Origin of the sequence: Natronobacterium texcoconense (assembly GCF_900104065.1) — an archaeon.
Lineage (GTDB): Archaea > Halobacteriota > Halobacteria > Halobacteriales > Natrialbaceae > Natronobacterium > Natronobacterium texcoconense.
The window spans coordinates 64,101-90,032 of sequence record NZ_FNLC01000001.1; the positions used below are offsets into that span (position 1 = coordinate 64,101).

A 25,932-nucleotide genomic window follows, 5' to 3' on the forward strand; every position below is an offset into this window, starting at 1 on the left:
TACAGCCGGATCGGAATGGAAGCGTTTTAGGAGCGGTGTTCCCATGTGCATCTGTATGTCCCAGCAGCGACAGGGCGTCGACCTATCCTACGAAGACGGGGCGCGCGCCGTGGAACTCGCGCGTGAAGCCGTCGAATCCTACGTGGAACACGGGCAACGAGAACAACCGGGAAGCATGCGAGAGACCTTCTACGAGCGAACGGGTGCGTTCGTCCGCCTCGAGTCGACGCGCGGCCGGGGCAGCTTGCGGGGCTGTGCCGGCGGCTACCGATCCGACGACCAGCTCGGTCACGTGATCGTCGACGCGGCGATCGAGGCCGCGAGCGAGGACTCCTGTGGCTCGGAGGTCACTCCCTCTGAACTCCCGAATCTCACTGTCTCTATCTGTGCGGTCAACAACGTCGTCCTCACGGACGACCCGGTGGCCGACCTCAAGCTCGGCAAACACGGCGTCGCCATCGACGGTAGCGGCGAGGGTGGCTGGCTCTACCCCACGGTTCCGGTCGAGAACGGCTGGAGCGAGCGCGAATACCTCGATCGCACCTGCCGTAAGGCCAAGCTCGCACCGGGGGCCTGGCAGGACGACGACGTCGTCGTCACCCTCTTCGAGGGCCAGGTCTTCCGTGAGCGGGCAGCCGACGGCAGCATCGAAGAAGTCTAACCGGCGACGAGACTTACCACCGCGCTCGAGACGTGTAGCTGCTGGTACTCGTGCCGTCGTATTTTCGCGGAGTCCGTTCTCGAGCGGGCGCTACGCCGAACCGTCAGCCGCTCCGCCGTCGGTGCTGGCCCGACCGTCGCTACTCCCGTTCGAATCCGCCGTCTCGACGAGGACGCGCGTCGCTTCGAACCATAGCTGGAGGGCGATCCAGAGTCCGGCGAGGTAGACGGTGACTCTCGCGAAAAAGGTATGCTCGAAACCGAGGCCGACGAGCGACACGAGTAGCTCCGAAGCGACCATCGCGACGTAGAACGTCAGCACGGCAAGAACGACGAACCTGACGAATAGCCAGTTCGCGAGTTCGAACGCCGACGCCGTCGGCTCGGGGGTGAACGCTGCCATAGCGGGGATCCATCGCGAAATCAGGTTAACTTTCCGATAGCTTCGGTCACGATGATCGTCCTTCGTCCTCGAGTCGTTGCTCGAGTTTCAACTCGAGCAGGTCGTCGAACGCGGTGAAGACGGCGTCGACGAACAGCCAGAGGACGGCGACGTTTCCGAGCAACAGGAGGGTGGTACCGAGCGGGCTGACCGGATCCGAAAGTATCGAGACGAGTCCGTTGACCACCAGTGCGAAGAGGCCGATGGCGATCAGTTTTACCGTCAGATGGTTTACGATGACACTTCGAGAGTGCTTCGTGGTCGTGGAGGGCTCCATACGAGATCGTTTGCTGGTGAACTATTCAATCCGTTGAACCGAAACCAACTCGTTCGGCGTCTGTCAGACACCGCTCGCTCGCTTCCTCGAGGTCGAACTCCCGGACGAGTTCGCCGTCGCGGATCAGTGGCTCGAGCAGCGGGTCGCCGTCTTCGGGACTCTCGCGGTCGGCGAGCGCGACGTGGTGGCCGCCGTCGGGGGTGCGGTAGACCTGCTTGACGCCCGAAAGCTTGCCGCGCTTGGAGATCGGTTCGCCCTCTACCTCGACGATGTCGAGACTGAAATCGACGCTCGGCGCGCTCGTGATGTGGCTGCCGACGCCGAACCCGTCCGCGACGTCCCGGAGGTTCCGGATGGCGTCGGGGCCGATGCCGCCGCTACAGAAGACGTCGACGTCCTCGTAGCCGTGGGCGTCGAGTTCCCACCGGACCTCGCGAATAATGTGTCGGAAGTCGCCCCGTCGGGAACTCGTCGTGTCGATTCGGACGCCGTCCAGTCGGTCGCCGAGCGTCTCGGCGGCCAGCAGGCTCTCGCTGACCTCGTCCCAGAAGGTGTCGGTCAGCGCGATCCGTGGCACGTCCTCGGGGACGGCCTCGTCGAACGCTTCCCAGGCCTCGTCCTGGTTGCCCTCGCCGAAACAGAACATGAGCGCGTGGGGCATCGTGCCGCCGGCCTCGCGCCCGAGAATCTCCCCTGCAGCGACGTGAGAGAAGCCGTCCAGTCCCGCGAGCAACGAGGCGCGTTCGACCGTCGCCGCGATCGAGGGGTGGACGTGCCGCGCGCCGAAGGAGAGCACGAGCGAGTCAGGTCCCGCGACCCGCGCCTCGAGTGCGGCCGTCGCGAAGCCGCTGGGCTGGGAGCAAAAGCCCAGCAGCGAGGTCTCGAGTTCGGCGAACTCGAGGTACGGCCCCTCGATTCGCATCACGGGGCCGCCGTCGAACAGCTGGCCGTCCGGCAGCGCGTCGACGTCTACGTTCCGCCCCTCGAGCAGGGTCGCGACGTCTTCGATCCCGGTGAAGACCTCGAACTCGCCGGTCGGGAACTGGTCGGCCGTGACCTCGGCGACGACGTGAGGGTTCTTTCCCGCGCTCTCGAGTGTCGTGCGGGTGCGTTCGAAGTAGGCGTCGGTTGCGTCCCCTTCGAGAATCGCCTCGGCAGGGACGGTTCCGAACGGATTCGTCATATCGCCGACTACCAGCGGCGCATAAAAAAGCTACCCGTCTGCGGCCGCTCGCGCCGTCGCGGAATCGGTAGCCGCCGGGGTCGCGGGCTGTGGCGGATCGATGGTCGTTGCGGTCCCGTCCGTTACCGTCTGCTCGCCCCCGATCGCCTCGAGGTCGTCGACGGTTGGCGCGCCGACGATTTCGACGGTGTCGCCCGCCACCTCGATTCGGTAGGCACCCGCGAACGGTTCGTCGTCTGGAATCCGGTAGACGCTCTCGTTTTCGACGGATTCGCCCTCGTTGTTCTCGAGCAGGGTTCGATAGGCGTCGGCGAAGGTGTCGGCGTCCTCGTCGCTCTGCCAGACGAGTCGCCAGACGTGGCCGGTTCGGTCGCCGTCTTCGTAGACCTGGAACGCGTCGCCGGCCCAGCCGTCGGTCGCCGGGTAGGAGTAGTTGTACGGCGAGCGCTCCGTTCCGCCCTCCGTGAGCGGTCGATCGACGACGCCGTTCGCCCACAGCGTCGCAAACAGGGTCGCCTCGCCGACGGTCTCCGCGTGTGGTTCGCCGTCGCGGGTAACCGGTTCCCAGTCGTCACTCGAGCGATCCTCGAGATCGACCTCGACGGGTCCGTCGTCGGGATAGCGTTCGGGGTGGATGATCTGGCTCGTGCTCGCGGGCCGGTCGTCGTAGGCGTCGTCGACGGCGTCCCAGCCCTCGCGCTCGTGGAGGTGGCCGACGAACGCGGGCCCTTCGGAGTAGGGGGCGTAGATCGAGAGGAACAGGCCGACGTTGAACGGCCGATCGACGGGCGCGGGTTCCGAACCAGTGGAGGCGCGTTCTGGAATGCACTGCCAGTCCGTCTCGCAGCGGTCGTCGTACAGTTCCGGTACGTAGTTTGCCTCTCCCTCGATCAGGCCGTCCTCGGCCCGCCGTTCGTCGAGCGTCGCGCTGTAACGGGCGAGTCCGAACTGCTGGTCCTGCAGTGCGTGTGTCAGTTCGTGGACCAGCGTCCCGCGGTCGATCCTGATCTCCTCTGTGTCGTCGGTCACGACGACGATCCGATCGTTCACGTAGTAACCCTGAACGGCCGTCCCGTAGAGGTCGTCTCGAGCCGTCGCGACGTCGGTCTCGCCGTCGACGACGAACGTCCCGCGCCACAGTTCGTTCTCGGCCGCCGTCGCCTCGCTCGCGCTGCGCTGGTCGCGCAACTCCGATCTGGTGATCACCTCGAGGTCGACGTCGTGGTGGAACTTCAGCCCGCGAACGACCTCGATGCGAGCCATCGACCGGTACTTGACGTCCTCGAGTTGGGCCTCGGTGAGCGGTTCGTCGCCGTCGAACGCGAACTCGTCGTCGTGGGCGTAGTCGCCGACGTAGCCGACCTCGCGGTCGGTATCGAACTCGTCCGGCGATTCGGGGAGCGTACAGCCAGCCAGCGCGACGAGTCCGACGAGGACGACGAGCGAACACAGCGCGAGTCGTCGCCGAGTCATTCGTCACCGGTCGTGTTCGTGACGTCACTCGCGTCCCGCTGGCGACGAACGAGCAACCAGATTCCCGTCCCCGACACTACCGCCACGGCGAGTGCTATCGAACCGGCACTGGAGCCGCCAATGCCCGGTATCGCGTCGGTTTCGTCGTCGTCGCCGTCGATATCGACCGACCCGACCTCGAGTTCGTCCTCGCCTTCGGGCGCTGCACCGTCCTCGACGTTCTCGAGGTCGTCGACCGACGGCGCGCGGACGACCGTTACGGTCTCGCCGTCGTCGCTTTGCTCGATGTAGTAGGCACCAGGATACCCACTTTCGATCACGTAGGTGTCCTGCCGGTCGTCGATCGCCTCCTCGTCGTAGAGACGCAGCAACTCGAGGTAGCCCTCGACGAACTCGGCGGCGTCCTCGCTCGAGGTCCACTCGGTCCGCCAGACGTAGGCGGTCTCCTCGAGGTTGTCGTCGGTTGCGTTCGCGTCGACGTCGTCGCCTACGTAGGTGACGAGTTCGTCGCCGGCCCAGCCGTCGGTGTAGGGCTGATCGTAGTCGTAGCCCGCGCCGTCGGTGAGGAACTCCTCGCGGTCGATCACGGACGGCTGGGCCGGATCGAACGCGCCGGCGGCGAACATCGCCACCATTCCGGCCTCGCCGATAGTCTCGTTCGCGACCCCGCCTTCGACCTCGAACTGCGACCACTCGTCGCTCGAGCGGTCCGGCACCGCGACGTCGGCGGGTTCGCGCTCCTCGCCGGGGCGGATCACTTCCGAGGAACTGGCCGGCGGGTCGTCGTATGCCTCGTCGACGGCGTCCCAGCCGTCTTGCTCGTGTAGGTAGTCGACGTACTCGGGACCGTCGCTGTAGGGCTGGAAGACCGAGAAGTACAGTCCCCAGTTCGGCTCGCTCGTCGGTGGCTGGCTATCGTCGGGGAGCACGCAGTCCCACTCGTCCTCGCAGCGTTGTTCGTACTCTCGGTCGACCCAGACGGCGTCACCCTCGATGAGGCCGTTCTTGGCGTTGTCCTGGTCGGTCGTCTCGCGGTCGTAGCTCGTCAGGTCGAAGTGCTGGTCCTGCAGGGCGTGGAGTAACTCGTGGCCGAGCACGACCTCGTCCAGTTCGGGCGTCTCCGGCGTATCCGAGACGATGACGATCTGGTCCTCGCCGGGATCGTAGTAGCCGTCGACGGTGCCGCCGTAGAGCGACTCGACTTCACCGACCGCGTCCGTCTCCCGGTCGACCATGAAAAGCGCCTCGTAGGTAACGCTCGCGTGCAGTTCCTCCTCTTCGGTGAGGTCGACGAAGACGTCGTCTTGCTCCTGGAACTCCTCGCGGTCGATCACGTCGACCGGCACCTCCTCTTCGAAGGTCAGCCCACGGATCGTCTCGACGCGGGCCATCGACCGGTAGACGACGGCCTCGAGTTCGTCGTCCTCGAGTGCGGCATCGTCGCGGTCGTCGACGGGGAGGTCGTCGTCGTACCAGTACCCCTCGACGTAGCCGACGGTGTCGGTCGTCGATGGACCGTCGTCGACGCCGTCCTCGAGCGCGGATTCCACAGGCGTAAACGGCACCACACCGGCGGCAACGACTGCGAGAAGGGCAATTACGGCGACCGCGAGAAGAGCGACGACCAACCGCGTTCGGGACGACGTCATGGGGATGTGTTACCGACCCGTAGGAAAGGGAGTGTAAAAAGGACGGCGGTCGGGACGGCGTCGTCCGAACGCGGTTTCGGCGAACGTTTTTACGCTCCGGTTCGAACGATTACACATGTCCATCGAACTCGAGCCAGAGCGGACGGCGCTGGTCGTCGTCGACATGCAAAACGGCTTCTGTCACCCCGACGGCTCGCTGTACGCGCCGGGCAGCGAGGAGGCCATCGAACCGATCGCAGACCTGATCGAGTGGGTCGACGACGCCGGCGCGTCGGTCGTCTACACGCGGGACGTCCACCCACCCGAACAGTTCGAGGATGCCTACTACTACGACGAGTTCGACCAGTGGGGCGAACACGTCCTCGAGGGTTCCTGGGAGGCCGAAGTCGTCGAGGAACTGCCGGTCGACGAGGCCGATCACGTCGTCGAGAAACACACCTACGACGCCTTCCAGCGGACGGAACTCGAGGGCTGGCTGAACGCCCGCGGGATCAAGGATCTCCTGTTCTGTGGGACGCTCGCGAACGTCTGTGTTCTCCACAGTGCCGGTAGTGCCGGCCTGCGTGACTTCCGTCCGATCCTCGTCGAGGACTGTATCGGTTACATCGAGGAAGACCACCACGAGTACGCCTTAGAGCACGCCGACTGGCTGTTCGGCGAGGTCGAACACAGTGACGACCTCGAGTTCGCGTAGGTAGGCGACCGGCCACGCCGCTGTCCTGCCCACTCGAGGAACGAGGGTTTTTGTCCTCTCCTTCGAAGAAGTCGATATGAGCGAGTTTACCTCGAGAGCGGGTGAGCGTCGATGAACGAGCGTCGTCTCAAGGTGATGTACATCCTCGGTTTCGTTCTCTGTACTATCGCACTCGTTTCGGCGGCAACGACCGGCGATATACTGTTTGCCGTCACCTTCGGGTTCGTTCTCGTCTACCTCGGCATCCGCTACTGGATGGTCTCGACAGGACGGCCGTAAAAAACGCGAACGCGTGCAGGCCTGCACGTATCGGCTACGGGTGCGATACGCGACGTATGGATCCCGTCGCGCTCCCTGCCGTCCCTCCAGCCGTCGAACTGGCGATCTACGGCTACTTCGTTCTCGTCGCAGCTATCGGCTGTTACCTGCACGGTCGACTCTGGTTCGGTGCCCGCGGGAGAGACGGAAACACCGTCCTCGAGGGATAGACCGAGTGCTATCAGGCCGCCGATCCGAACCAGTTCCGAACTGTCCGCTTTGTCAGCCGATTTGTCTACGTTCGTCGAGGTAGGCGGAAGACCTCTTCTGCCACAACAACGAACTCGAGTAATACATCTACAATCGGCAAAAACGATATACGTTCTTCCGTATTTGTGGGGAGTATGTCTACGAACGTTGGAGAAGTATGCGATGAAACGGACGATCGTTCGGTACGTCTCCCCGATATACGGTCCCGGCCCGACCACTCGACGGTATTGTTCGCCCACCCACGACACTTCGACGTTCGGTACCGGATCAACCCGTACATGGGTGGCCGCGTCGACACCGATCGCGCACGGGAACAGTGGCGAACGCTCAAGGACGCCTACGAGCGCTACGCGACCTCGGTCGCCGTCCTCGATCCCGCGGAGACGTGGACGGCGCTCGAGGACGGCGAGTACAGCGACGAGGACGCTGACGCCGTTTCACCCGCCCACTTGCCGGATATGGTCTTTTGTGCGAATCACGGGCTGGCGACCCCCGACGGAACAGGGGTCGTGCCGGCGACGATGGCCACCGACGAACGCGCGGGTGAACCGACTCACTTCGCGGCGTGGTGTGACGACCGCGGATACGAGGTGCTCGACGCGCCCGATTATCGGTTCGAAGGCACCGGCGACGCCATCTGGCACCCCGAAAAACGATTGCTCTGGGGCGGGTATGGCGTCCGGACGGACCAGCGAGTGTACGACGAACTCGCCGACAGGCTCGACGCGACCGTCCTCACGCTCGAACTCACGGACGACCACTACTACCATCTCGACGTCTGTTTCGCCCCGCTCGATGCGTCGACGGTCCTGATCCAGCCCGACGCGTTCACCGCCGACGGACTCGCGACGATTCGGACGGTCTTCGACCGCGTCCTCGAGGCCCCTCTCGAGGAGTCCCGGAATGGACTGGCCTGTAACTGCCACTGCGTCGACGGCGAGACCGTCCTCCTCGGCGCGGGCAATCCCCGGACTGAGCGCGTCCTCTCCGAAGCAGGGTTCGATCCCGTTCCGATTCCGACCGACGAGTTCCAGAAAGCCGGCGGCTCCGTCTGCTGTCTGAAACTCGAACTCGGCGCTCTCACCTGACGGCTGAACAGTGACCGATTCGGTCAGAAGAAGCCAGGCTCACTCGAGGAGAGCTGTCCATTCGCGGACCGTTCCCCCGTGCTCGTCGGCGAACGCTGCCGCGTCGTCGGCCGTGGAGAACGGGAGTAAATCCTCCCCCATCGCGCCTTCGACGTCGCTGTCGACGACGTAGTGCAGTTCCGTCGCGTCCGCGAAATCGTCCGCTGCGACGTGACTCGAGATGTACGTCGTGCCGTCACGTTCCTCGAGGTCGTAGTCGACGCTCGAGTAGTCGGTGACGAACCCCTCGCGGAGTTCCCAGCCGAGTCCGACTCGTTCCTCGTGGTAGACGACGAGTTCGGCGACACTGTCGAACCATGCCGGGCCGTCGCGCTCGTCGGGGTTTCCGTCGGCGTAGAATAGCTGTCCCGCGGGTCCGTAGTGGTCCTCGATCACCATCCCGCAGACGTCACAGGACTGTCCGTCGGTCAGGGCAACCGGCTCCGCGGGTGGCTCGTCGGCAGCGTCGTCCTCGAGACAGCCGGCGAGACCGGTTCCGGCGACGGCGATAGCCCCGGAAAGGACGCGACGACGCGAGAGACCACCGGAACGTTCAGTCCGGTGGTTACAGCATCGGCTGCTCGAGCCGTGCGGAGCTTGCCTGTCGTGGGTGTGAGTGCGTTCGGTCATAGTCGTCGTCGTCGAATCGCGAGTGCGGCGAGTGCGATCGGCAGGACGATCCAGGCGACGAGCGCCGCGACGAGGACCGGCGTCGAGAGGCCGGATTCGGCCAGGACAGACGCGAAGCCGGCGTCACCGGCGGCCCCGAGCGATCCCAGCACCAGCGCGCGGAAGATGCCGGTCGGGTTCGCCAGCAACATCGCGGAGACGGCGGCCTCGGAGAGGTCGAACGCCGCGATCACGCCGAGTCCGATCAGGTCGTGGACGAGGACGAACCACGCCCACGCGAGCAGCGAGACGCCGAGCGCGTGGGTCTTCTCGGGAACCAGCGTCGAGACGAGGACGCCGAGCGCGAGAAAGACCAGTCCGAGACCGATCGTCGCCAGCAGGAAGCCGGCGTAGGCGTCGAAGCCAGCCAGTCCGAACTCCTGGAGCAGGAAGAAACCAGCGGCCCCGAAGCCGATCAGCGCCGCACTCGAGAGGACGACCGCTCGACCGACGGCCGTCCCGACGACGATCAGTGCGCGATCGACCGGCAGGGCAAACAGCGTGTGCAGCCAGCCGCTCTCCTCGCGGCCGACGACCGCGTCGTAGGAGAACGCAAGCGCCACCAGCGGGACGAGATACACCGCGAGCACGGCCAGGCTCGCGACCGTTCGCTCGAACCCGTCGGGGCTGACGCTCGAGCCGCTGAACGTCGTCAGCCCGAGCGCGAACGCGGCGAAGATGGCGGTCAGCGCGACCGCCCACCGGCCGCGAACCGCGAGTCGGTACTCGGTCTCGGCGACGACCAGGAGCTGACGGTACCAGCGTCCCGAGCCCAGGCCGTCGACGCTCGTCTCGGTCTCGAGATCGGTCTCGGTCGCGTCTTCCGTCGGCGAGACCGTACTGTATCCGCCGTCCGGCCGCGGAATGGAGTCGTCGCTCGTGGCTTCCGGATCGACATCGGGGTCGACTGAGGGACTGTGTTCGTCGGTCATCGTGCGCTCACCTCCGCTGGCTGTTCGGCGTCGTCCGCGAGCGCGTCGTGGAACGCCGCCTCGAGTCCGGGTTCCCGGACCTCGAAGCGATCGACCATGTCCGACTCGAGTTCCGAGAGGAGCTCGAAAGCACGCTCGCGGCTGCAGGTCACTTCGATCGAGTCGCCGGCGTCGGCGACCTCGCCCCATCCCTGGACGGTGTCCAGGAGCCGGCTCCGGTCGTCGGCCGCGTGGAGGACGACGGTGACGCCGTCTCCGGCCGTCGTACGAAGGTCGTTGACGGGCCCGACGGCGCGAAGTTCGCCAGCCTCGAGGATGGCGACCTCGTCGCAGAGCCGCTCGACCTCCGAGAGGACGTGCGACGAGAGGACGACGGTCGCGTCGGTCTCGCGGTCGATGCGTTCGATGATCTCGTGGAAGGTGGCGACGCCGCGCGGGTCGAGTCCGGCGGTCGGCTCGTCGAGGACGAGTACCGGCGGTTCGCCCAGCAAGGCGGCTGCGAGGCCGAGCCGTCGTCCCATCCCGTTCGAGTAGCCCGAGACGGCGCGGTCAGCGGCGTCGTGCAGGCCGACCGTCTCGAGGGCGTCCGCGATTCGCTCGGCTCTCGCGTCGAGTCCGCGGATGCGGGCGTGGACGTCGAGGACTTCGCGGCCGGTCATCGAGGACGGGAAGCCGGCGTGTTCGGGCAGGAACGAGACGCGTTCTCGGACCTGGTGGCCGGCCTCGGCGACGTCGATGCCGCCGACCTCGATCGTTCCGCTGTCGGGTCGGTCGTGGCCGACCAGCAGTTCGAACAGCGTCGTCTTGCCGGCTCCGTTCGTTCCGAGGACGCCGAACGTCGATCCCGACGGGATCTCGAAGCTCGGCCCGTCGAGGGCGACGACGTCGCCGTACCGTTTGTGTACGTCAGTTATCGTGATCTCCATAGTACTCTCTCCAGTCGTCGTGTGGCGGTTCGGCGAGCGGTCGGTGGTCGACGATGCCGGGCGATTCGATCAGGGGGAACGAGCTTTCTGCCATCCGGACGGCGTCGAACGCCGGACTTTCGGCGAAGACGGCGGCCTGTGGCTGCTCCTGGACCAGCCGTTCGGCGCTGCCGGCGGGCTGGTGGCGCACTTCGCTGGTGCCGTCGCCGTCCAGATCGACCGCGCGGGCGTCCGACCAGTAGTTGCCGCCGTCGGTGGCGTTCCACTCGAGCTGGTCGTTTATCGTGGCGTAGGCCGACTGGTCGTTGGCGACGAAGCTGTTGCCGACGACGCGCTCGTCGGAGCTTCCAGCCGTGAACTGGATGCCGACCTCGTTCTCCAGCACCAGGTTGTCGACGACGTCGTTGCGGTGAGCGTTGTAGACGTAGAAGCCGTTTCCGTTGGCGACCACGGCGTTCCCGCTGATCTCGCTGTCGTCGACGTCCTTGACGAGGATCCCCTGGCCGCTGGGACCGTCGTTGTTGACGGCGGTGTTGTTCACGATCTCGAGGCCCTGCGAGACCATCAGCGCGTAGCCGACGTCGTTGTCGAACGCGACGTTGTTCTCGAGGCGGTTGTCGTCGGAGTACATGTAGTGGACCCCGTATCGGAGCTCCCAGATGACGTTGCCCTCGGCGACGACGCCTTCGGACCACGAGAAGTAAATCCCGTCGCGGGTCGTCGTGATGTAGTTGTCGCGTAGTTCGGCACCGTCCGCTCGGTCGAGGTGGATGCCGTTGCCACGGGTGGCCTCACTGACGTCCTCGCGGCCGGCGATGATCGACTCCTCGACGGTGACGTCTTCCGACTCGCCGATCCAGATGCCGTAGGTCGTCTCGGTGATTCGAAGGTCCGAAAGCGTCGATCCCGAGCCGTTGACCAGCACGCCTGCGTCCTCGTCGCTGCGTTCGTAGCCGGAGCCGCGGATCCAGACGTCTTCGAGAGTGATGTCTTCGGCGGTGACGTGGACGACGGTCCCCTCTCCACCGCCGTCGATCAGCGCCTGCCGGTCGGCCTCGTCGCTCGTCACGAGCGTGAGACCTGGCGTCTCGATCGTCACGTGCTCCTCGAATGCTCCCTCGAGGAGGACGGTGTCTCCGGGCTCTGCCGCGTCGACAGCAGCCTGGACGGAGTCGTACTCCTCGCCGTCGACGGTCGCGACGCCGGGTTCGGTCGGCTCTTCGGCGTCGTGGACGTCGGGCACCTCTGGAGTCCATCCCTCGACGGTCCGTTCGGCGTCGCTGCTCGAGCCGTCGGCCGCGACGACGGCCGCCGCGCCGATTACGGCCAGGACGACGAGAGCCAGGACGAGGAACCACGTCTCGGATCTCGTCACGGTGACTCACCTCTCGATGATCCGGGATCGGCCGTCGTTTCCGTGTTCGGCCCGGTTGCAGTCTCGGCGGTCGGTCCCGACTCGGATCGGTCGTCTCCGCCCCGCCACGAGCGAATCCTGTCTCGCAATCGGTCACGCCCGTCGCTCGTGAGTTCGGGGACGTCACCGATCGTCGCCTCCGAATCCCGCAGTGCGTACGCGGTGACGAGGAGGGCGAGTGCGAGTATCGTGAGGTACCCGCCCGGGGCGAACCACGCGAGCCCGCTGATGTTGGCGATCTCGTAGGTGCCGAGCAACGGGGGCGTGAACGGCTCGATGCCACGCATCGGTGCGTCGGGATCGAGCGAGTGTCCGGCCTGGTGAAGCCGGTACTGGATCGCCGCGAACATCACGACGAACACGGTCAGGGTGCCGGCGAGCTGACAGGTCAGGCCGAGTTTCAACTTGCGGACGGTCGGCGCGAGCGCGACGAACAGGCCGGTTGCGGCGACGGCGACGAACGCGAGCGGGCCAACCGACCACTCGGGTACCTCGATCGCCTTCGGGTGCACGTCGTAGTTGGGGTCGAGATACACCGGATCCGGATAGTAGAATCCGACGTACTGGTTCAGCCCCTGAGTCTCGGCGACGTCACCCTCGAGCCGTGGATAGGCGTACAGTTCCACGAACAGTCCGTCCGGATACTGTGGTGCCTCGAGGGTGATCCGCCACATCGGGAGCGCGAGCGCGACGAGCAACAGCACAGCCGCTGCGAGTGGGAGTGCACGCCGGAGTTCGGTGAATTTGGCGAGTCGGGACATGAGTGATGGGTGAGGGGAGTCGCGGGCGATCAGTCGGCCGGTTCGACGAGTAGTCGCGAGCGCATCTCGAGGTGGAGTGCGCTACAGAAGTACGCACAGTACATCCAGTAGACGCCGGGCTGGTCGGCCGTGAACGTCACTTCACGGGTCTCCTGTGGCGCGAGTTTGACGTTGATGTCGTACTCGGGGATCGCGAGCGAGTGGAGGATGTCTTCCTCCTGTTCGATGTTCGTCGAGCGGATCGTCACCTCGTCGCCTTCCTGGACGGTGATGTCCTCGAAGCCGAAGTGGTTGCGCTGGTTGTACATCTCGATGTGGACCTGATCCCCGTCGCGCTCGATGAAGTTGTCCTCGTCGGCGGGGGAGATGAAGTCCAGCTCGAGGTCGTCGGGATCGTAGACGCTGGCGGGGTCGAGCCGATCGGCCCGGACGATCGAGGCGTCGTGGGGTTCCGGGTAGGCGGGTGTGTCCTTGACCAGTTCCATGCCGGCGTCGTCGTCGCCGATGTAGAACAGCTGGTCGTTCTCGGGGAACACGGGTCCGACCGGGAGGAACCGGTCTTTCGAGAGCTTGTTGAGGACGATCAACCAGTCACCTTGTGGATCGCCGGTGTAGGATTCGGAGGCGATCAGGTGGCCGGGACTGTAGTGGACGTCGTGTTTCTCGATGACCGGATCTTCGGAGCCCATCTCGGCCTCGACTGCTGCTTCGATGTCCCACTTGACGACCTGGGAGTCGACGAACAGCGTCGTGTAGGCGTGACCGCGACCGTCGTAGGCGGTATGAAGCGGTCCGTTGCCGACGTTCACGCGTCCGACGACGGCGTCGTTGGGGTCGTCGACCTCGTTCAACTGGTCGATCTCGATGACCGTACAGGTGGGGTCGAGTTTCCCGGAAGCGATCGCGTACTGGCCGTCCGGCGTGACGCTGACACCGTGGGGGTTCGTCGGCACGTCGACGTATCGAACCAGTGGCTCGTCGCCGTCGTTGAGCGGGCTGTCTTCGGTGCCGTCGACGACGGGCACGCCGTTGAACTCCTCGTACTCGCCGGCCTCGACGGCCTCTTCGATTCGCGGGATGTTGAACGCGACGACGTAGTCGGTGTCGGCCGCGGTCATCTCGGATTCGGTGACGCCCTCCTCGCTGTTGTAACTGGTCGTGAAGAACCACTCGCCCTCCTTGCCGGAGTCGCCGTTGTCGAGGTTGCAGTCGACGCGGACGTCCCACTCGTGGTCGAACGGGTCCGGTGACATCGCCGAGAGGGTCGAGCCGTACTCGCTCGGGTCGTCGAGGTCGCGACCGTCGTTGGGAAGTGGGACACGGAGTTCGCCGACGCCGAAGACGTACCGGCTGTCGGGCATCAGCATACACGCGCCGTGGGTCCCCTGCTGGTTCGGCAGGTCGATGATCGCGTCGGTCTCGAAGTACTCGAGGTCGATGCGAGCCATCCGGCCGTTTGCCTTGTCATTGACGAACAGCCACTCGCCGTCGTACTGGTTGTCGGTCTGGCTGACGCGGGGGTGGTGGGTGTCACCCCACGTGTAGCCGCCCGATTCCTGGAGCATCTCGTGGGTTTCGTCGTCGAAGCCGTAACCGCGTGCGCTCTCGACGTTGAACACCGGGATGCGCATGATCTGGCGCATCGACGGGACGCCGTAGACGCGAATGTCTCCGGAGTGGCCCCCGGAGAGGAACGCGTAGTAGTCGTCGTGTTCTCCGGGCGGGACCGTAGCGTCGACGTCCGCGGCAGCCGGCTGGTCGTCACCGGAGAGCAATCCTGTACACCCTGCGAGTGACCCCATTGCCCCGGCCGCTGCACCGGCCTTCATGAAGTCTCGGCGGGGGATCCTGGCGAACAGCGGATCTTTGTCGCTGGCGTCGGCCTCGATAGTCTCTCGGTCGCTGGTTGGGTTAGTGTCGGACATTGTCTTTTGATTACGTGTCGTTTTTGTGCCTGTTCCCTGGGTCTGGCGTTCGGTACAGTCACAACTCGACAACCCGTCGTATTAGGGGCGTCTCGAATTCTCGTGTATCAGTAACTAGACCGAACGCGTTCGTCCGATCTTTTATATGGCCGGTCCAGCAGTCGTGGTCGCTCGGTCACCGTGTCCCGCGTTCGGTTCGGCATCCACTCCTGCGTCCGCGCCGAAACCATCAGAAAAGAAGGATAGTATTGGAGGCTCCGAAGCGAAACGACGGTCGTCTCCTCACTCGCGGAAAATACGGTACGCACCCTGGCCCGTCGCGACCTCTCGAGTCTCACCGTCCGGCGTCGTGCTCTCGACGGTGACTTCGCTGACGCCGACGCTCGAGCCTGCACGGACCACGTCCGCCGTCGCCACGAGGTCGCCCGTCGCCGGCCGAAGGTAGTTGACGTTCAGGTTGATCGTCGCGATACTCGCCGCGAACGGGTCCTCGAGTTCGGTCCGCAGGGAGAGGCCGCCGACGGTGTCGATCAGCGTGGCGGCGATGCCGCCGTGGATGTCCGGCCGCCGGTCGTCGTCGGCGTTCGGACGGGCGTTCGTCAGTTTTTCGTCGTAGGGAACTGCGAGAGTCATCGTTCCGGGGCCGACGTTCTCGACGCTCGTCCCGATCCACGAGAGGAACTCCTGGTGTTCGTCGATGTAGTGCTGGAGGAACTCCTCGAGGCTCGCGAACGTCTCGGGGTCCGGGTAGTCGTCGTCGGTCATGCCCACTCGTCCACGGTCGACCCCCTTTATGCCTGCGTTTCCGGGGTTTTGAGTTGGAAACGGTTTTTCGGGACGGCGGCGGATCTCGCTGAAACGTGCGTTTCACCCTGGAGAAGACGTTTATCCGTCTCCACCGATCACTCGCCTATGACGACCGACAGACGAACGCTGATCGCCCTGACCGGTGCGCTTCTCGCCGGTGGTGCCGGCTGTCTCTCCGACGACGGGAGTAGTGACGATTCCGGATCCGGAACGTCGACCGAAAACGCCGACGACGGCGGCGGATTCGAGGAGCACGACGTTCCCGACTTCCCGCAGGTAGACCCCGTCACCGACCCGGCTCTCGAGTCCGAACGTCTCGCCGAACAGGTGCGAGGGAACGTCGCCTTCTCGCTGGACGTCCTCGCGGAACTGCGGGCCGACCAACCCGACGAGAACGTCTTTTTCTCGCCGTACAGCATCTCCGTTGCCCTCGCAATGACCTTCGCGGGTGCACGCGGGGAGACTGCAGCGGAGATGGCCGACGCCCTGCGATACGAACTCGCCACCGAGGACGACGACCACACCCTGCGATACGAACTCGCCACCGAGGACGACGACCTCCACGCCGCCTTCGGCGCACTCGAGGACGAATTCGAGCGCCGCAACGAAGACGGCGAGGAGGTCGAACAGCCGGAGTGGTCCGAAGCGGAAGGCGACGAAGACGACCTTGGCTTCCAGCTCTCGAGTGCCAACGCTGTCTGGGCCGACGAGGGGTATCCGTTCGACGAGGAGTACTTCGAGTTACTCGAGGCCTACTACGGTGCCGGCGAGCACGTCGTCGACTTCGCCGGGAATCCGGAGGAAGCCCGCCAGGAAATAAACGAGTGGGTCGAAGAGCGAACGAACGATCGGATCGAGGACCTCCTGCCAGAAGGATCGATCGACGCCGCGACTCGACTCGTGCTCACAAACGCCGTCTACTTCCTCGCAGCCTGGGAGTACGACTTCGATCCGGCTGCGACCGAACCCGAGACGTTCACCGGGATAGACGGCAGCGAGACCGAGGTCGAGATGATGCACCAGAGTGCGGAACTGCAGTATGCTGACGTCGACGGCCATCAGCTCGTCGAGCTTCCGTACGCGAACGGCGACACGAGCATGATCGTCGTCTTGCCCGCGGAGGGCGAGTTCGAGGCTTTCGAGGAGTCGTTTACGGTCGACCGGCTCGCGACGATGCTCGAGGAGACCTCCCGACCGGAGGTCGACCTCGCGATGCCGCGGTTCGGCGTCGAATCGAAGTTCAGCCTCGTCGAGACGATGCGAGAACTGGGAATGGAGCGAGCGTTCGGCGGCGGCGCGGATTTCAGCGGGATGGTCGAGGGTGACGACGGCGGGCTGTTTGTCGACGACATCGTCCACCAGAGTTTCGTCGAGGTCGACGAGGAAGGGACCGAGGCCGCGGCCGCGACCGCGGTTATCATGGCGGAGTCGGCTCCGCCGGATCAGGTCGAGATGACCGTCGACCGCCCGTTCCTGTTTTACATTCGGGATCGGCCGACGGAGACGCCGCTTTTCGTCGGCCGGATCGTCGACGGCGAGACGCTGCAGGAGGAGTGAGCTCCGGCAGAGGGACTCGCGAACGGTCAAAGAGCGATTTCAGTGTGGCGAAAGCGTTTATCCACTCTCTGTGGAGGTTCGTACATGACTGTCGATAGACGGACCCTGATCGCCCTGACCGGTGCCCTCCTCGCCGGCGCTGCCGGCTGTACGTCCGACGACCGGGGAACACCCGAGGTCGGAGACGAAACTGCTGGAAACGACGGCGAGTTCGAGCAACTCGAGTCCTCCGACTTTCCCCGCCTCGAGCCCGTCACTGACCCCGACATCGATCTCGACCTGTTCGCCGAACAGGTGCGGGGTAACGTCGCGTTCTCGTTCGACGTACTCTCGCAGTTACGGAACGATCGGCCGGAGGAGAACGTTTTCTTCTCGCCGTACAGCATCTCGGTCGCGCTTGCGATGACTTACGCGGGCGCACGCGGTGAGACGGCGACGGAGATGGCCGACGCTCTCCAGTATGAACTCGAGAACGACCTCCACACCGTCTTCGGCGCACTCGAGGACGAGTTCGAGCGCCGCAATGAAGACGGCGAGGCGCTACGCGCCCCGGATGGCGAGCGGACGAAGTCCGCGAGCGACGGAGAAGAAGTCGAGAATCCGCAGGACGAAGGCGACGAGGACGACCTCGGCTTCCAGCTCTCGAGTGCGAACGCCGTCTGGACCGACGACGGATTCCTGCTGGCCGACGACTACCGCGACGTACTCGAGGCATACTACGGCGCTGGCGACCACGTGGTCGATTTCACGGATAGTCCGGAGGAAGCTCGCCAGGAGATCAACGAGTGGGTCGAAGAGCGGACGAACGACCGGATCGAGAACCTCCTCCCGCAGGGATCGATCGACGCTTCGACGCGGCTCGTTCTTACCAATGCCGTCTACTTCCTCGCGGCGTGGGAGAACGACTTTACCCACGACGAGACCGAGCCGGCGCCGTTTGTGGGGCTCGACGGAACGGAAACCGAGGTCGAACTGATGCACCAGACCGCACAGTTCCAGTACGCCGAGGTCGACGGCCACCAGCTCGTCGAACTCCCCTACGCCAACGGCGAGACGAGCATGATCGTCGTCCTCCCGGCCGAGGGCGAGTTCGAGTCCTTCGAGGAGTCGTTCACGGTCGATCGACTCGCGACGATGCTCGAGGAGACCTCGCAAACCCAGGTCGACCTCGCGTTGCCGAAGTTCGGCATCGAATCCGAGTTCAGCCTCGTCGAGGCGATGCAGGAACTCGGGATGGAACGGGCGTTCGGTGGCGGTGCGGAGTTCGACGATATGGTCGAGGGCGGCGGTAACGGGCTGTTCATAGACGACATCCGTCACAAGAGCTTCGTCGAGGTCGACGAGGAGGGAACCGAGGCTGCGGCGGCGACCGCCGTCACCGTGTTCTTCTCTGCACCACCGGACGACGCCGAGATGACCGTCGATCGGCCGTTCCTGTTCTACGTTCGGGATCGACCGACGGAGACGCCGCTTTTCGTCGGCCGGGTCGTCGACGCCGAGACGCTACAGGACGACTGAACGGTCTGCTGTACCGATGCACCGGCACAACCGTAAACGGTCGCGGTTACGTCGAAAATGACGTACAGCAGTCCGTATGGCGTGATCAGCGGTCGATCGCGTCGCTCGAACGAACCCGCACCTCGACGCGTTCGCCGACCTCGAACGCGCGGTCCGGGCAGATGAGCTTCGCGCCGAAGTCGCCGTCTCGAGCACAGAACAGCGAGAGGCCCGTGATCGGGTCGCCGTTCGCGGTGACGACGATGTCGTCCCAGGTGATCGTCCGGCCGTCCGCGACGCCGAGGTGGTCGCCGTTCAGCGAGACGCCCGACTCGTTTTCAGTACGGCCGAGCACACCACCGCCTTCGTAGTGGGGAATCCCGCCGTCGAGACTGCCTCCGCTATCCGCGCGCACGCCGACGAAGTACTCTCCGGGCGCGGGATGCGTCGGCGAGTCGAGAGCGGCGTAGGTCTCCCCCGTCGCGACGACTGTCCCCGTGCCATCCCACTCGAGCGGTTCCACCTCGTTCTCGAGTTCGAGCGGCAGCGACCCCGATGCCCGATAGGGGTTCTGATCGGGCCGACGGAAGCCGACGTGGAGGTGGTTGTCGACCCAGGGAGCGAAAAAGCCCGCCCGGACGAGCCGCCCGAGCGAGTCGCCGCGTTCGACCCGGTCGCCGACAGAGACGGCGGGATCGACGTGTAACACCCGAGCGGTCAATCCCTCGAGGGCGGCGGGACCCTCGCACTCGAGCAGGATCAAGTAGTCGTGGTCGGGCGCGTACGGTTTCGGCGGTGCGCGAACGGTCTTCGTCTCGAGGACGGTTCCCGAGACGGGACTTGGTGCGACCTCCGTCCGGCCGTCGCGGAGCGTCCCGGGATAGCAGTCGATCGCACAGCCGCTGTCGTGGGCTGCGTACGGCGAGTTGTACAGCGAAAAACGGGCATACTGGGATACCAAATCGTCGGGAAGCGTGACGGCCATCTGCTCGCCGCAACTCCGGTGCGAGAGCGTTTAGTCCCGTCGGACCAACGGTCTGACAATGCGCGTGTTCCGAGGCCGCGGGCCGACCGTCGACGCCGACCGCGAGGCGAGCAGGACGCTGCTCGAGGTCGCAGCCGACGGCGAGCGAGCGGTACGGGTCTGGACGCCACACCGACAGGTCGCCTTCGGCAGGCGCGACCGGCGACGCGACGGGTACGACAGCGCCCACAGCACCGCCGACGAACGAGGGTTCCCGCCGGTCGAGCGCGATGTCGGCGGTCGAGCCGTCGCCTACGACGGCGAGACGACGGTCGCGTTCGCCCGCGCCGAACCGATCGCGGACTTTCGACGCGGGACTGGAGAGCGATACGAGCGACTCGCCAGCGATCTCGAGGTCGGCCTCGCTTCCCTCCCGGGACTCGAGCGCGACCGACTCGCACACGACGAACCCGAAGACGCGTTCTGCCCCGGCACGCACTCGCTGTCGACAGCGGGACCGAATGGACGACTCAGGAAGGTCGCCGGCATCGCCCAGCGCGTCCGCCAGAACGGGGCGATCACGGCCGGCATCCTCCTCGTCGACGGCCGGGAGGAACTCGTCGGAGTGCTCGAGGCTGTCTACGACGCGCTGGCGATCCCGTTCGATCCTGACTCCGTGGGAACCGTCGCGACCGCCCGTGGACCCTCGAACCCCGACGTCGTACGACAGAAAGTCGAGGATGCACTCGTCGGTGACGCGGAGCCGACGGTCGAACCCGTCGGAGCCTTGCTCGAGGAGTCGACCGGACAGGACTGAGGTAGCGTTTTTCGGGCTCGATCCCGTTGGTCTCGCGTATGAACGCAACCGGCACTCGACGGCGGATGGAGGGGAGTCGATGACTGCCGACGGCCAGCCAGTCGCGGATCCCCGCTGGTCGGAACTGTGTGAGGACGCGACCGGGATCGCCGACCGGTACCGGGAGAACGGCTGGGACGTGGTCGTGCTCGACCCAGTGGCGGTGACTCCCCATGACGGGGACGACCGATCCGGCCTCGAGGTACAGGTGTCCGACGAGGAGTACGATCTGGTCGAGACGCTGGTCGACGACGGCTCGGCTTCGTTCGGGGACGCGGAGGTGTACTACCGCCCAGCCGACGAGGGAGACGACCCGGACGCCCTCGAGGACCGGCGGTTCGCTATTGTGGTCGAGCGAGACGCCGAAAACGAGATCGCCGTCTGTCTCCCGCTCACCTATTCAATCGCCGACGCACGCGAGACTCTCGAGGACGCCCTCGTCGACGAAGAGCTACTGATTCACGTCCACGCTGGAGCGGACGACCGCTGGGTAACGTTCTCCCACGACGATCCGTCGCTATTCCTCGAGGAGGCGGACGTTCGACGCTGGTGAGGGGGATCGTCCTGCGGGTAGAGACACCCGAAAGTATTCACCTGTGCTGACAGAATTTGGGAGTATGCGCCGCCGTCGACTGCTGGCGTCGGTCGGGACGATCCTCGCGGCCGGCACTGCAGGCTGTCTGGCTCGAGACGGGCCCAGTGAGGAGCGACCGACGATCCCAGGCATCCCGATGAACGACGACGAGACGCCAGACGACGCCGACGTCGAACTCTACGATACAGTCGGGATCCGTGTCCTCGATCCGGAGTCAGAACGCGTCCACTCGACCTCGAGGGGGAACGAACGCTACGCCGTTCTCGGTTCTGGAGACGAGGTCGACGACGCCGTCGATCTCGACGCCAACTCGAACGCCGACGGCCCCGGTGAAGAGCGGGAAAACCGGATCGTCGCCTACGCCGACGGCACCGACTTCGCCGAATCGTTCCTCCTGGTCGTCGAGATCCATACTTCGTCGGCTCCCGATCTCCTGCCGGAGTCGATCGAGCGAACCGACGACGGACTCCGTGTCTCCCTCTCGCTGACCGATCCGAACCAGTGGACCGACGATAGGGTTCCACACGCCGTCCTCTTCAGGATCGACGACGAGGCGCCGTCGCCCGACGGGATTTCGATCGACGTTTCAGGGTATCAGTAACCGACTCGAGTCGTTCGACCCGTCTTACTCGTCTGCGGAATCCTCTTGCTCGCGTAGCTCCTCGCTCGCCTCCCGAACTTCCCGCATCACCGAGGAAATCTTGTCTTCGGCCTCGAGTTCCTCCTCGACCGAGAGGTCGACGCCCTCGACCTCGAGCAAGAACTTCGCGATCTCCGTCGACTCGTACATCACGTCGTCGAGTTCCTCGGCGGTGAAGAAGTCACACATCGCGCCGTAGAGGAAGGTCGCACCGGCCTTCTGGACCTTTTCCTCGAACGAGGAACGAGCCTGGTTGACCGCCTGCGGCGTGTAGGTATCGGTCATGAAGGGAACGAGTTCGGGGAGATTCTCGCCGATCTTGGTCATCTCGACGCCAGTCTCGGTTCGGAAGTCCGAACAGAGCCGGGCGATAGCCCACTCGCGGGCGGTGATGTAGGTACGATCGCGAAGGAACTCGTTGACCCGCTCGTACTGTGCGCCGTCCATCTTCTTGAACCGGGCGTACTTCCGGACGTCCTCCGGAATGTCGGATTCCTCGGGTTCGGGGTCGGGAACGCCCGGCATGGCTCCCTCACCGTCGCTGTCGGCGTCGGCATCGGCTTCGTCACCGTCGACATCGGCATCGGCTTCGTCGTCGCTGTCTGCAGCGGATTCGTCCTCGCCGACGGCTGACTCGCTGTCGGAATCCGGATCCGTGTCGCTGTCTTCGACACCGTCGCGTTCCTCGTCCGATCGTTCCTCGTCCGGTTCGGCAACCGAATCTTCGTCGGCGTCTGCGTCGGCCTCGGATCCGGCGACGTCCAGTCCGTCCTCGTCCATGACCGCTTATTCCAACAGCCACGAGATAAGGATTGTTCTCGAGAGCGGCGTACCGAACCCGTACTCGGCGTGCTGGCGGGACGTATCTCGAGAAGCGTAAACTCCGATTCCGTGCCCCGAAGTTCTATCGGATTTAAGTTCGTGAGTGTTGTTCGACAGTATATGACACAGACGCCAGTCGTAGCCAAGGCCGTACGGACTCCACAGGGGAAAGAAGACGGCGCGTTCGCCGACCTGCGCAGCGAGGACCTCTCGGTGCCGCTGATCGACGAGATCCTGGCCGAGACCGGTCTCTCCGGTGACGAGATCGACGACCTGATGTGGGGCTGTGCCCAGCAGCGCGGCGAACAGGGTAACAACGTGGCCCGCGTCATCGCCTTGCTCTCGGAACTTGGCGAGTCGGTTCCGGCGACGACGATCAACCGCTGGTGTGCCTCCTCGATGCAGGCAGTCATCTCGGCCGCGGACGCCGTCGCAGCCGGCAACCGTGATGCCGTCATCGCCGGCGGCGTCGAGAACATGAGCCGCGTCCCGATGGGCGAGAACACCCACAACGTCCACCCGAAGATGGCCGAACTGTACAACATGGGCGAACTCCAGATGGGGATGACCGCCGAAAAGGTCTCCGAGGAGTTCGGCGTCAGCCGCGAGGAGCAAGACGAGTACGCCGCACGGAGCCAGCAGCGCGCCGCCGAGGCAACCGAGGAAGGCCGATTCGACGACGAGATCGTCCCGATCGAGACCGAGGACGGCACCGTCTCCGAAGACGAAGGCATCCGACCGGGAACGACGCCCGAGAAACTGGGCGAACTCCCGACCGTCTTCAAGTCCGACGGCACCGTCACGCCAGGTAACGCCTCCCAGATTTCCGACGGTGCCTCGGCCCTGCTGATCACCAGCGAGGAATTCGCCGAGGAACACGACCTCGAGATCCTCGCGGAGATCGGCATGAACAACGTCGCCGGCGTCGACCCGACCATCATGGGTGTCGGTCCGGTTCCGGCTACTGAGGGTCTGCTCGAGCGCAACGGCCGCGACATCGACGACTACGATCTCGTGGAACTCAACGAGGCGTTCGCGAGCCAGTCGATCTATTCGCGCGACCAGCTCGGTATCGATCCGGAGATCTTCAACGTCAACGGCGGTGCGATCGCGATCGGTCACCCGCTGGGTGCCTCCGGCGCGCGTCTGCCGGTGACGCTGATCCACGAACTCCAGAAGCGCGGCGGTGGCCTCGGGCTGGCGACGCTGTGTGTCGGCTTCGGCCAGGGTGCGGCGATCGAGTTCGAGGTTAACTAGGCTGATTCGTCTGGGCCTTTTGGTCCAGATTTTGCGAGCGAGGAACGGAGTGACGAGCGAGACAAAAGGTGGTCGCGCCAGGGTGCGGCGATCGAGTTCGAGGTTAACTGAGGCGGCTAATCTAGACCTTTTGGTCTCTTCGCGAGTAAAACGAGCGAAGGTCAGCGAGAGTTCTACTCTCGCCAGACAGATTTTGCGAGCGAGGAACGCAGTGACCGCGAGCAGCCGGTCGTTTCGCTTCTTTTGTTTCGTCACGAGCCGTCAGAACTAGCTGATTGTCCGTCATGTACTCTGCTGAGCGCCGATACGGTCGGTCGGAACGATAGTCGACGTTCGACCGAACGGGCCGAAACCCCACTGGTCACGACCGACCGCGTGAGTTGTGCTCGCCGGTTTCGTTAGAGGAAGTCGTCACCGAGAACGTCGTCGAGCAGACCGTCGAGGACGTCACCGGCAGGATCGGTTGGCACATCGTCGACCGGGTCAGTTGGGACGTCATCGACTGGATCGGTCGGGACGTCGTCGACCGGATCAGTCGGCAAGTCGTCTAGATCGCCTTCGTACTCGTTGACCGACTCTTCGACGATCTCTTGCTCCGAAACGCCGTCACTTATCTGTTCACTTACGTTCTCGATCTCTTCGTGTTGTTCGGTCGTCTCTGCAGCTGCCATACCCGATGCCATCGCAATCAGGACGACGAGGCCGATCGACAGCGCCACTGTACGCCGATGAGTCTTGAGCCACCGTGTGATCTTCATAGTGAATCTGCCCACGAGGGCAGCGAAAGGTCGACCGTTACCGTCGATAAACGATCGGAATCGTTCCGCTTCGAACGGCACATTTCGACGACTCAATCGTGCGTTTGATGTCTGAAACGCCGATTGCTTCGGGCCCTGATACTTGCAGGCAAAAGACGAATGTATCAGCGATTACGCCAGAGAAGAAATGACGTTCTACTGAAATCGCCCCTGAATCGACCTCCGAGTAGCCGACACCTGACAACGTAGGAACAGGGTACGTCGGCTGGACCGACCCGTTTTTGCTGGGCGTTTAGTATCCTCGAGTCCAAGATACCGTATGAACAGAATCCTGCTCGCGGTAATCGTCGGGATTCCGGTCGTCTGGCACGTCGCTCTCACGTTGATCACCTACTACGATGCCGGCCGTGTCGGACTCGAGCCGCCGCTGAAGTGGGCAGCGATTACGTTCTGTATCCCGCTGTTTGGCTTCTTTATCTACCTGTTCGAACGTAGCGAACTGTCCTACGATCCGGAAACCGACCCGTACAGGGGGAACAACTTCAACATTCATCCCTCGCGAGCGGACGACACGCCGATTCGATCGCGGGGTGACGATCAGCTCGAGCCGGAGGACCTCGAGGACGAGATCGAAGAGGGTGAGGAGAACCGGTAACAATTCGATTCGTTCGTGGACTACATTCTGAGTGCGTAGACGATGACGACCAGCCCGATCACCTGGCTCAGTTCGGAGGCGACGACGACGCCGGGTTCGGCGAGCGACGGCAGTCCCACGAGGAAGAACACCGAGAAGCCGCCGACGAAGAGGAAGAACGGGACGCCGAGTACCAAGACGAACCCGACGGCGAGATACAGCATCGGCCGACTCTCGTTGCGCCGGTAGCCCTGGTAGGCGATGTAGGCGATGCCGAGCCCGATGAACGCCTTCAGGACGTTGATCGCGAGCATCGCGGCCTCGAACTGATCTGGGTCCGCTGCCTCGGCTACCTGAAGTGGTACTTCGTACACGTTACATCTCCTCCACGAGACGGGTGAATCGGTCTGCCATGCGTTCGCTGCGGTCGATGCTGAATTCGAGGCCGTCGTCGTCGAGGTCGACGACGATCCGCTCCAGGTTCGTCGCGTACACCGTGTGGTGGTGTCCCTTCTTTGGGTCGGGCCTGGTCCGTTCGACCAGCAGATCACAGCGGCGCATATCCTCGAGTCGACGGTACACCGTCGGCCTGGAGACGTCACACCGCTCGCTGAGCGCGTTTGCTGACATGGGTTCTCGATAGATCTCGGTGAGGATGCGACGGGCCGTTTCGTCCTCCAGCAGGGCTGCGAGGTCCTCGAGTGGACGCTCCTCACTCACGATAGCTGTTTGCAGGTGGCATATCCATAAAGTCGTGACGGCGACTTCAGGCCGTGAAGCGGTGCTCGGGGCGCTATTGAAGTGGGTTTCGTTGGTTCACTCGAGATGCGTGATTCACTATTCGCGGCAGTCCGCAGTTCCGATAGCCGACACGGTACCATCGTT

General features: G+C 64.4%; 29 protein-coding genes. 12 read left to right on the forward strand and 17 right to left on the reverse strand.

Annotation, left to right across the window (positions count from 1 at the left end):
* Positions 1–55: 55 nt before the first annotated feature.
* On the forward strand, positions 56–661 hold the full coding sequence (locus BLR35_RS00355) for a TIGR00296 family protein (RefSeq protein WP_090379537.1): 606 nt from the start codon (positions 56–58) through the stop codon (positions 659–661).
* A 90-nt stretch (positions 662–751) separates the two neighbouring features.
* On the opposite strand, the gene BLR35_RS00360 is transcribed toward BLR35_RS00355, so the two are convergent.
* From BLR35_RS00360 to BLR35_RS00380, 5 genes are read right to left on the reverse strand one after another with little or no spacing between them, the layout of a single operon-like run.
* Positions 752–1,063 carry a hypothetical protein gene (locus BLR35_RS00360; protein WP_090375693.1) on the reverse strand — a complete coding sequence of 104 codons (312 nt, stop codon included), beginning with the start codon at positions 1,061–1,063 and terminating at the stop codon, positions 752–754.
* A gap of 46 nt (positions 1,064–1,109) precedes the next feature.
* Positions 1,110–1,379, reverse strand: coding sequence for a hypothetical protein (locus tag BLR35_RS00365; protein WP_090375696.1), 270 nt, complete (start codon positions 1,377–1,379; stop codon positions 1,110–1,112).
* A gap of 25 nt (positions 1,380–1,404) precedes the next feature.
* Positions 1,405–2,562, reverse strand: coding sequence for a nicotinate phosphoribosyltransferase (locus BLR35_RS00370; RefSeq protein ID WP_090375699.1), 1,158 nt, complete (start codon positions 2,560–2,562; stop codon positions 1,405–1,407).
* A gap of 30 nt (positions 2,563–2,592) precedes the next feature.
* Positions 2,593–4,035 carry an Hvo_1808 family surface protein gene (locus BLR35_RS00375; RefSeq protein WP_090375702.1) on the reverse strand — a complete coding sequence of 481 codons (1,443 nt, stop codon included), beginning with the start codon at positions 4,033–4,035 and terminating at the stop codon, positions 2,593–2,595.
* Positions 4,032–5,684, reverse strand: a complete 1,653-nt coding sequence (locus BLR35_RS00380; RefSeq protein WP_211704956.1) for an Hvo_1808 family surface protein — start codon at positions 5,682–5,684, stop codon at positions 4,032–4,034. Before BLR35_RS00380 ends, BLR35_RS00375 begins: the two co-directional genes overlap by 4 nt.
* Before the next feature lie 115 nt (positions 5,685–5,799).
* Between BLR35_RS00380 and BLR35_RS00385 the strand changes: the two genes are divergently transcribed.
* The 4 genes from BLR35_RS00385 to BLR35_RS00390 all read left to right on the forward strand — a co-directional run bounded on the left by BLR35_RS00385 (position 5,800) and on the right by BLR35_RS00390 (position 7,994).
* Positions 5,800–6,378 (forward strand): cysteine hydrolase family protein, encoded by a 579-nt coding sequence (locus BLR35_RS00385; protein ID WP_090375704.1) that lies wholly within the window; start codon positions 5,800–5,802, stop codon positions 6,376–6,378.
* Between the two features lie 111 nt (positions 6,379–6,489).
* Entirely contained in the window at positions 6,490–6,657 is a 168-nt protein-coding gene (locus BLR35_RS20460) for a hypothetical protein (RefSeq protein WP_170830932.1), read from the forward strand.
* Positions 6,658–6,713: 56 nt separating this feature from the next.
* A complete protein-coding gene (locus BLR35_RS20465; protein ID WP_170830933.1) occupies positions 6,714–6,866 on the forward strand; it encodes a hypothetical protein in 153 nt (50 codons plus the stop codon).
* Positions 6,867–7,184: 318 nt separating this feature from the next.
* Positions 7,185–7,994, forward strand: coding sequence for a dimethylarginine dimethylaminohydrolase family protein (locus BLR35_RS00390; RefSeq protein WP_244510159.1), 810 nt, complete (start codon positions 7,185–7,187; stop codon positions 7,992–7,994).
* Positions 7,995–8,033: 39 nt separating this feature from the next.
* Here BLR35_RS00390 and BLR35_RS00395 read toward each other — a convergent pair whose 3' ends face one another.
* The 7 genes from BLR35_RS00395 to BLR35_RS00425 form a co-directional block, all read right to left on the reverse strand.
* Positions 8,034–8,663, reverse strand: a complete 630-nt coding sequence (locus BLR35_RS00395) for a nitrous oxide reductase accessory protein NosL (protein ID WP_090375710.1) — start codon at positions 8,661–8,663, stop codon at positions 8,034–8,036.
* Positions 8,660–9,634 (reverse strand): ABC transporter permease, encoded by a 975-nt coding sequence (locus tag BLR35_RS00400; RefSeq protein WP_090375714.1) that lies wholly within the window; start codon positions 9,632–9,634, stop codon positions 8,660–8,662. The genes BLR35_RS00395 and BLR35_RS00400 overlap by 4 nt, the downstream gene beginning before the upstream one ends.
* Entirely contained in the window at positions 9,631–10,560 is a 930-nt protein-coding gene (locus tag BLR35_RS00405) for an ABC transporter ATP-binding protein (RefSeq protein WP_090375717.1), read from the reverse strand. Before BLR35_RS00405 ends, BLR35_RS00400 begins: the two co-directional genes overlap by 4 nt.
* On the reverse strand, positions 10,541–11,935 hold the full coding sequence (nosD, locus tag BLR35_RS00410) for a nitrous oxide reductase family maturation protein NosD (protein ID WP_090375720.1): 1,395 nt from the start codon (positions 11,933–11,935) through the stop codon (positions 10,541–10,543). Before nosD ends, BLR35_RS00405 begins: the two co-directional genes overlap by 20 nt.
* On the reverse strand, positions 11,932–12,735 hold the full coding sequence (locus BLR35_RS00415; protein WP_090375723.1) for a hypothetical protein: 804 nt from the start codon (positions 12,733–12,735) through the stop codon (positions 11,932–11,934). The genes nosD and BLR35_RS00415 overlap by 4 nt, the downstream gene beginning before the upstream one ends.
* 29 nt (positions 12,736–12,764) lie before the next feature.
* Positions 12,765–14,660 carry a TAT-dependent nitrous-oxide reductase gene (gene nosZ, locus BLR35_RS00420; RefSeq protein ID WP_090375726.1) on the reverse strand — a complete coding sequence of 632 codons (1,896 nt, stop codon included), beginning with the start codon at positions 14,658–14,660 and terminating at the stop codon, positions 12,765–12,767.
* A 282-nt stretch (positions 14,661–14,942) separates the two neighbouring features.
* The gene (locus BLR35_RS00425; RefSeq protein ID WP_090375730.1) at positions 14,943–15,425 is read right to left on the reverse strand and encodes a PaaI family thioesterase; all 483 of its coding nucleotides are present in this window, start codon (positions 15,423–15,425) and stop codon (positions 14,943–14,945) included.
* A 147-nt stretch (positions 15,426–15,572) separates the two neighbouring features.
* Here BLR35_RS00425 and BLR35_RS00430 point away from each other — a divergent pair, with 147 nt between their 5' ends.
* Both BLR35_RS00430 and BLR35_RS00435 read left to right on the forward strand, forming a co-directional pair.
* Positions 15,573–17,024 carry a serpin family protein gene (locus BLR35_RS00430; RefSeq protein ID WP_090375733.1) on the forward strand — a complete coding sequence of 484 codons (1,452 nt, stop codon included), beginning with the start codon at positions 15,573–15,575 and terminating at the stop codon, positions 17,022–17,024.
* An 84-nt stretch (positions 17,025–17,108) separates the two neighbouring features.
* On the forward strand, positions 17,109–18,542 hold the full coding sequence (locus tag BLR35_RS00435) for a serpin family protein (protein WP_090375736.1): 1,434 nt from the start codon (positions 17,109–17,111) through the stop codon (positions 18,540–18,542).
* Between the two features lie 85 nt (positions 18,543–18,627).
* Here BLR35_RS00435 and BLR35_RS00440 read toward each other — a convergent pair whose 3' ends face one another.
* Complete coding sequence (locus BLR35_RS00440; protein WP_090375739.1) at positions 18,628–19,506, reverse strand: DUF8155 domain-containing protein; 879 nt, start codon at positions 19,504–19,506, stop codon at positions 18,628–18,630.
* 58 nt (positions 19,507–19,564) lie between these two features.
* Between BLR35_RS00440 and BLR35_RS00445 the strand changes: the two genes are divergently transcribed.
* The 3 genes from BLR35_RS00445 to BLR35_RS00455 all read left to right on the forward strand — a co-directional run bounded on the left by BLR35_RS00445 (position 19,565) and on the right by BLR35_RS00455 (position 21,537).
* Positions 19,565–20,302 (forward strand): lipoyl protein ligase domain-containing protein, encoded by a 738-nt coding sequence (locus BLR35_RS00445; protein ID WP_090375742.1) that lies wholly within the window; start codon positions 19,565–19,567, stop codon positions 20,300–20,302.
* A gap of 79 nt (positions 20,303–20,381) precedes the next feature.
* Positions 20,382–20,894: a DUF7529 family protein gene (locus BLR35_RS00450; protein ID WP_090375745.1), complete on the forward strand. Its 513-nt coding sequence runs from the start codon at positions 20,382–20,384 to the stop codon at positions 20,892–20,894.
* Between the two features lie 64 nt (positions 20,895–20,958).
* Complete coding sequence (locus BLR35_RS00455) at positions 20,959–21,537, forward strand: hypothetical protein (protein ID WP_090375748.1); 579 nt, start codon at positions 20,959–20,961, stop codon at positions 21,535–21,537.
* Positions 21,538–21,561: 24 nt separating this feature from the next.
* On the opposite strand, the gene BLR35_RS00460 is transcribed toward BLR35_RS00455, so the two are convergent.
* Positions 21,562–22,356, reverse strand: coding sequence for a DUF5806 family protein (locus BLR35_RS00460; protein WP_090375751.1), 795 nt, complete (start codon positions 22,354–22,356; stop codon positions 21,562–21,564).
* 162 nt (positions 22,357–22,518) lie between these two features.
* Here BLR35_RS00460 and BLR35_RS00465 point away from each other — a divergent pair, with 162 nt between their 5' ends.
* On the forward strand, positions 22,519–23,655 hold the full coding sequence (locus BLR35_RS00465; RefSeq protein WP_090375757.1) for a thiolase family protein: 1,137 nt from the start codon (positions 22,519–22,521) through the stop codon (positions 23,653–23,655).
* Between the two features lie 398 nt (positions 23,656–24,053).
* On the opposite strand, the gene BLR35_RS00470 is transcribed toward BLR35_RS00465, so the two are convergent.
* Positions 24,054–24,413 carry a hypothetical protein gene (locus tag BLR35_RS00470; protein WP_139169218.1) on the reverse strand — a complete coding sequence of 120 codons (360 nt, stop codon included), beginning with the start codon at positions 24,411–24,413 and terminating at the stop codon, positions 24,054–24,056.
* Positions 24,414–24,732: 319 nt separating this feature from the next.
* Between BLR35_RS00470 and BLR35_RS00475 the strand changes: the two genes are divergently transcribed.
* Positions 24,733–25,068, forward strand: coding sequence for a hypothetical protein (locus tag BLR35_RS00475; RefSeq protein ID WP_090375762.1), 336 nt, complete (start codon positions 24,733–24,735; stop codon positions 25,066–25,068).
* A 20-nt stretch (positions 25,069–25,088) separates the two neighbouring features.
* On the opposite strand, the gene BLR35_RS00480 is transcribed toward BLR35_RS00475, so the two are convergent.
* Both BLR35_RS00480 and BLR35_RS00485 read right to left on the reverse strand, forming a co-directional pair.
* Positions 25,089–25,421, reverse strand: coding sequence for a DUF7521 family protein (locus BLR35_RS00480; RefSeq protein WP_211704957.1), 333 nt, complete (start codon positions 25,419–25,421; stop codon positions 25,089–25,091).
* 1 nt (position 25,422) lies between these two features.
* Positions 25,423–25,767: an ArsR/SmtB family transcription factor gene (locus BLR35_RS00485; RefSeq protein WP_090375766.1), complete on the reverse strand. Its 345-nt coding sequence runs from the start codon at positions 25,765–25,767 to the stop codon at positions 25,423–25,425.
* Between the last annotated feature and the right edge of the window lie 165 nt (positions 25,768–25,932).

What these genes read in the sequence shown, in the direction of transcription:
- BLR35_RS00355 (WP_090379537.1), top strand. Translation starts at nt 56, where the DNA reads ATGTCCCAGCAGCGACAGGGCGTCGACCTATCCTACGAAGACGGGGCG.
- BLR35_RS00360 (WP_090375693.1), bottom strand. Translation starts at nt 1,063, where the DNA reads ATGGCAGCGTTCACCCCCGAGCCGACGGCGTCGGCGTTCGAACTCGCG.
- BLR35_RS00365 (WP_090375696.1), bottom strand. Translation starts at nt 1,379, where the DNA reads ATGGAGCCCTCCACGACCACGAAGCACTCTCGAAGTGTCATCGTAAAC.
- BLR35_RS00370 (WP_090375699.1), bottom strand. Translation starts at nt 2,562, where the DNA reads ATGACGAATCCGTTCGGAACCGTCCCTGCCGAGGCGATTCTCGAAGGG.
- BLR35_RS00375 (WP_090375702.1), bottom strand. Translation starts at nt 4,035, where the DNA reads ATGACTCGGCGACGACTCGCGCTGTGTTCGCTCGTCGTCCTCGTCGGA.
- BLR35_RS00380 (WP_211704956.1), bottom strand. Translation starts at nt 5,684, where the DNA reads ATGACGTCGTCCCGAACGCGGTTGGTCGTCGCTCTTCTCGCGGTCGCC.
- BLR35_RS00385 (WP_090375704.1), top strand. Translation starts at nt 5,800, where the DNA reads ATGTCCATCGAACTCGAGCCAGAGCGGACGGCGCTGGTCGTCGTCGAC.
- BLR35_RS20460 (WP_170830932.1), top strand. Translation starts at nt 6,490, where the DNA reads ATGAACGAGCGTCGTCTCAAGGTGATGTACATCCTCGGTTTCGTTCTC.
- BLR35_RS20465 (WP_170830933.1), top strand. Translation starts at nt 6,714, where the DNA reads ATGGATCCCGTCGCGCTCCCTGCCGTCCCTCCAGCCGTCGAACTGGCG.
- BLR35_RS00390 (WP_244510159.1), top strand. Translation starts at nt 7,185, where the DNA reads ATGGGTGGCCGCGTCGACACCGATCGCGCACGGGAACAGTGGCGAACG.
- BLR35_RS00395 (WP_090375710.1), bottom strand. Translation starts at nt 8,663, where the DNA reads ATGACCGAACGCACTCACACCCACGACAGGCAAGCTCCGCACGGCTCG.
- BLR35_RS00400 (WP_090375714.1), bottom strand. Translation starts at nt 9,634, where the DNA reads ATGACCGACGAACACAGTCCCTCAGTCGACCCCGATGTCGATCCGGAA.
- BLR35_RS00405 (WP_090375717.1), bottom strand. Translation starts at nt 10,560, where the DNA reads ATGGAGATCACGATAACTGACGTACACAAACGGTACGGCGACGTCGTC.
- BLR35_RS00415 (WP_090375723.1), bottom strand. Translation starts at nt 12,735, where the DNA reads ATGTCCCGACTCGCCAAATTCACCGAACTCCGGCGTGCACTCCCACTC.
- nosZ (WP_090375726.1), bottom strand. Translation starts at nt 14,660, where the DNA reads ATGTCCGACACTAACCCAACCAGCGACCGAGAGACTATCGAGGCCGAC.
- BLR35_RS00425 (WP_090375730.1), bottom strand. Translation starts at nt 15,425, where the DNA reads ATGACCGACGACGACTACCCGGACCCCGAGACGTTCGCGAGCCTCGAG.
- BLR35_RS00430 (WP_090375733.1), top strand. Translation starts at nt 15,573, where the DNA reads ATGACGACCGACAGACGAACGCTGATCGCCCTGACCGGTGCGCTTCTC.
- BLR35_RS00435 (WP_090375736.1), top strand. Translation starts at nt 17,109, where the DNA reads ATGACTGTCGATAGACGGACCCTGATCGCCCTGACCGGTGCCCTCCTC.
- BLR35_RS00440 (WP_090375739.1), bottom strand. Translation starts at nt 19,506, where the DNA reads ATGGCCGTCACGCTTCCCGACGATTTGGTATCCCAGTATGCCCGTTTT.
- BLR35_RS00445 (WP_090375742.1), top strand. Translation starts at nt 19,565, where the DNA reads ATGCGCGTGTTCCGAGGCCGCGGGCCGACCGTCGACGCCGACCGCGAG.
- BLR35_RS00450 (WP_090375745.1), top strand. Translation starts at nt 20,382, where the DNA reads ATGACTGCCGACGGCCAGCCAGTCGCGGATCCCCGCTGGTCGGAACTG.
- BLR35_RS00455 (WP_090375748.1), top strand. Translation starts at nt 20,959, where the DNA reads ATGCGCCGCCGTCGACTGCTGGCGTCGGTCGGGACGATCCTCGCGGCC.
- BLR35_RS00460 (WP_090375751.1), bottom strand. Translation starts at nt 22,356, where the DNA reads ATGGACGAGGACGGACTGGACGTCGCCGGATCCGAGGCCGACGCAGAC.
- BLR35_RS00465 (WP_090375757.1), top strand. Translation starts at nt 22,519, where the DNA reads ATGACACAGACGCCAGTCGTAGCCAAGGCCGTACGGACTCCACAGGGG.
- BLR35_RS00470 (WP_139169218.1), bottom strand. Translation starts at nt 24,413, where the DNA reads ATGAAGATCACACGGTGGCTCAAGACTCATCGGCGTACAGTGGCGCTG.
- BLR35_RS00475 (WP_090375762.1), top strand. Translation starts at nt 24,733, where the DNA reads ATGAACAGAATCCTGCTCGCGGTAATCGTCGGGATTCCGGTCGTCTGG.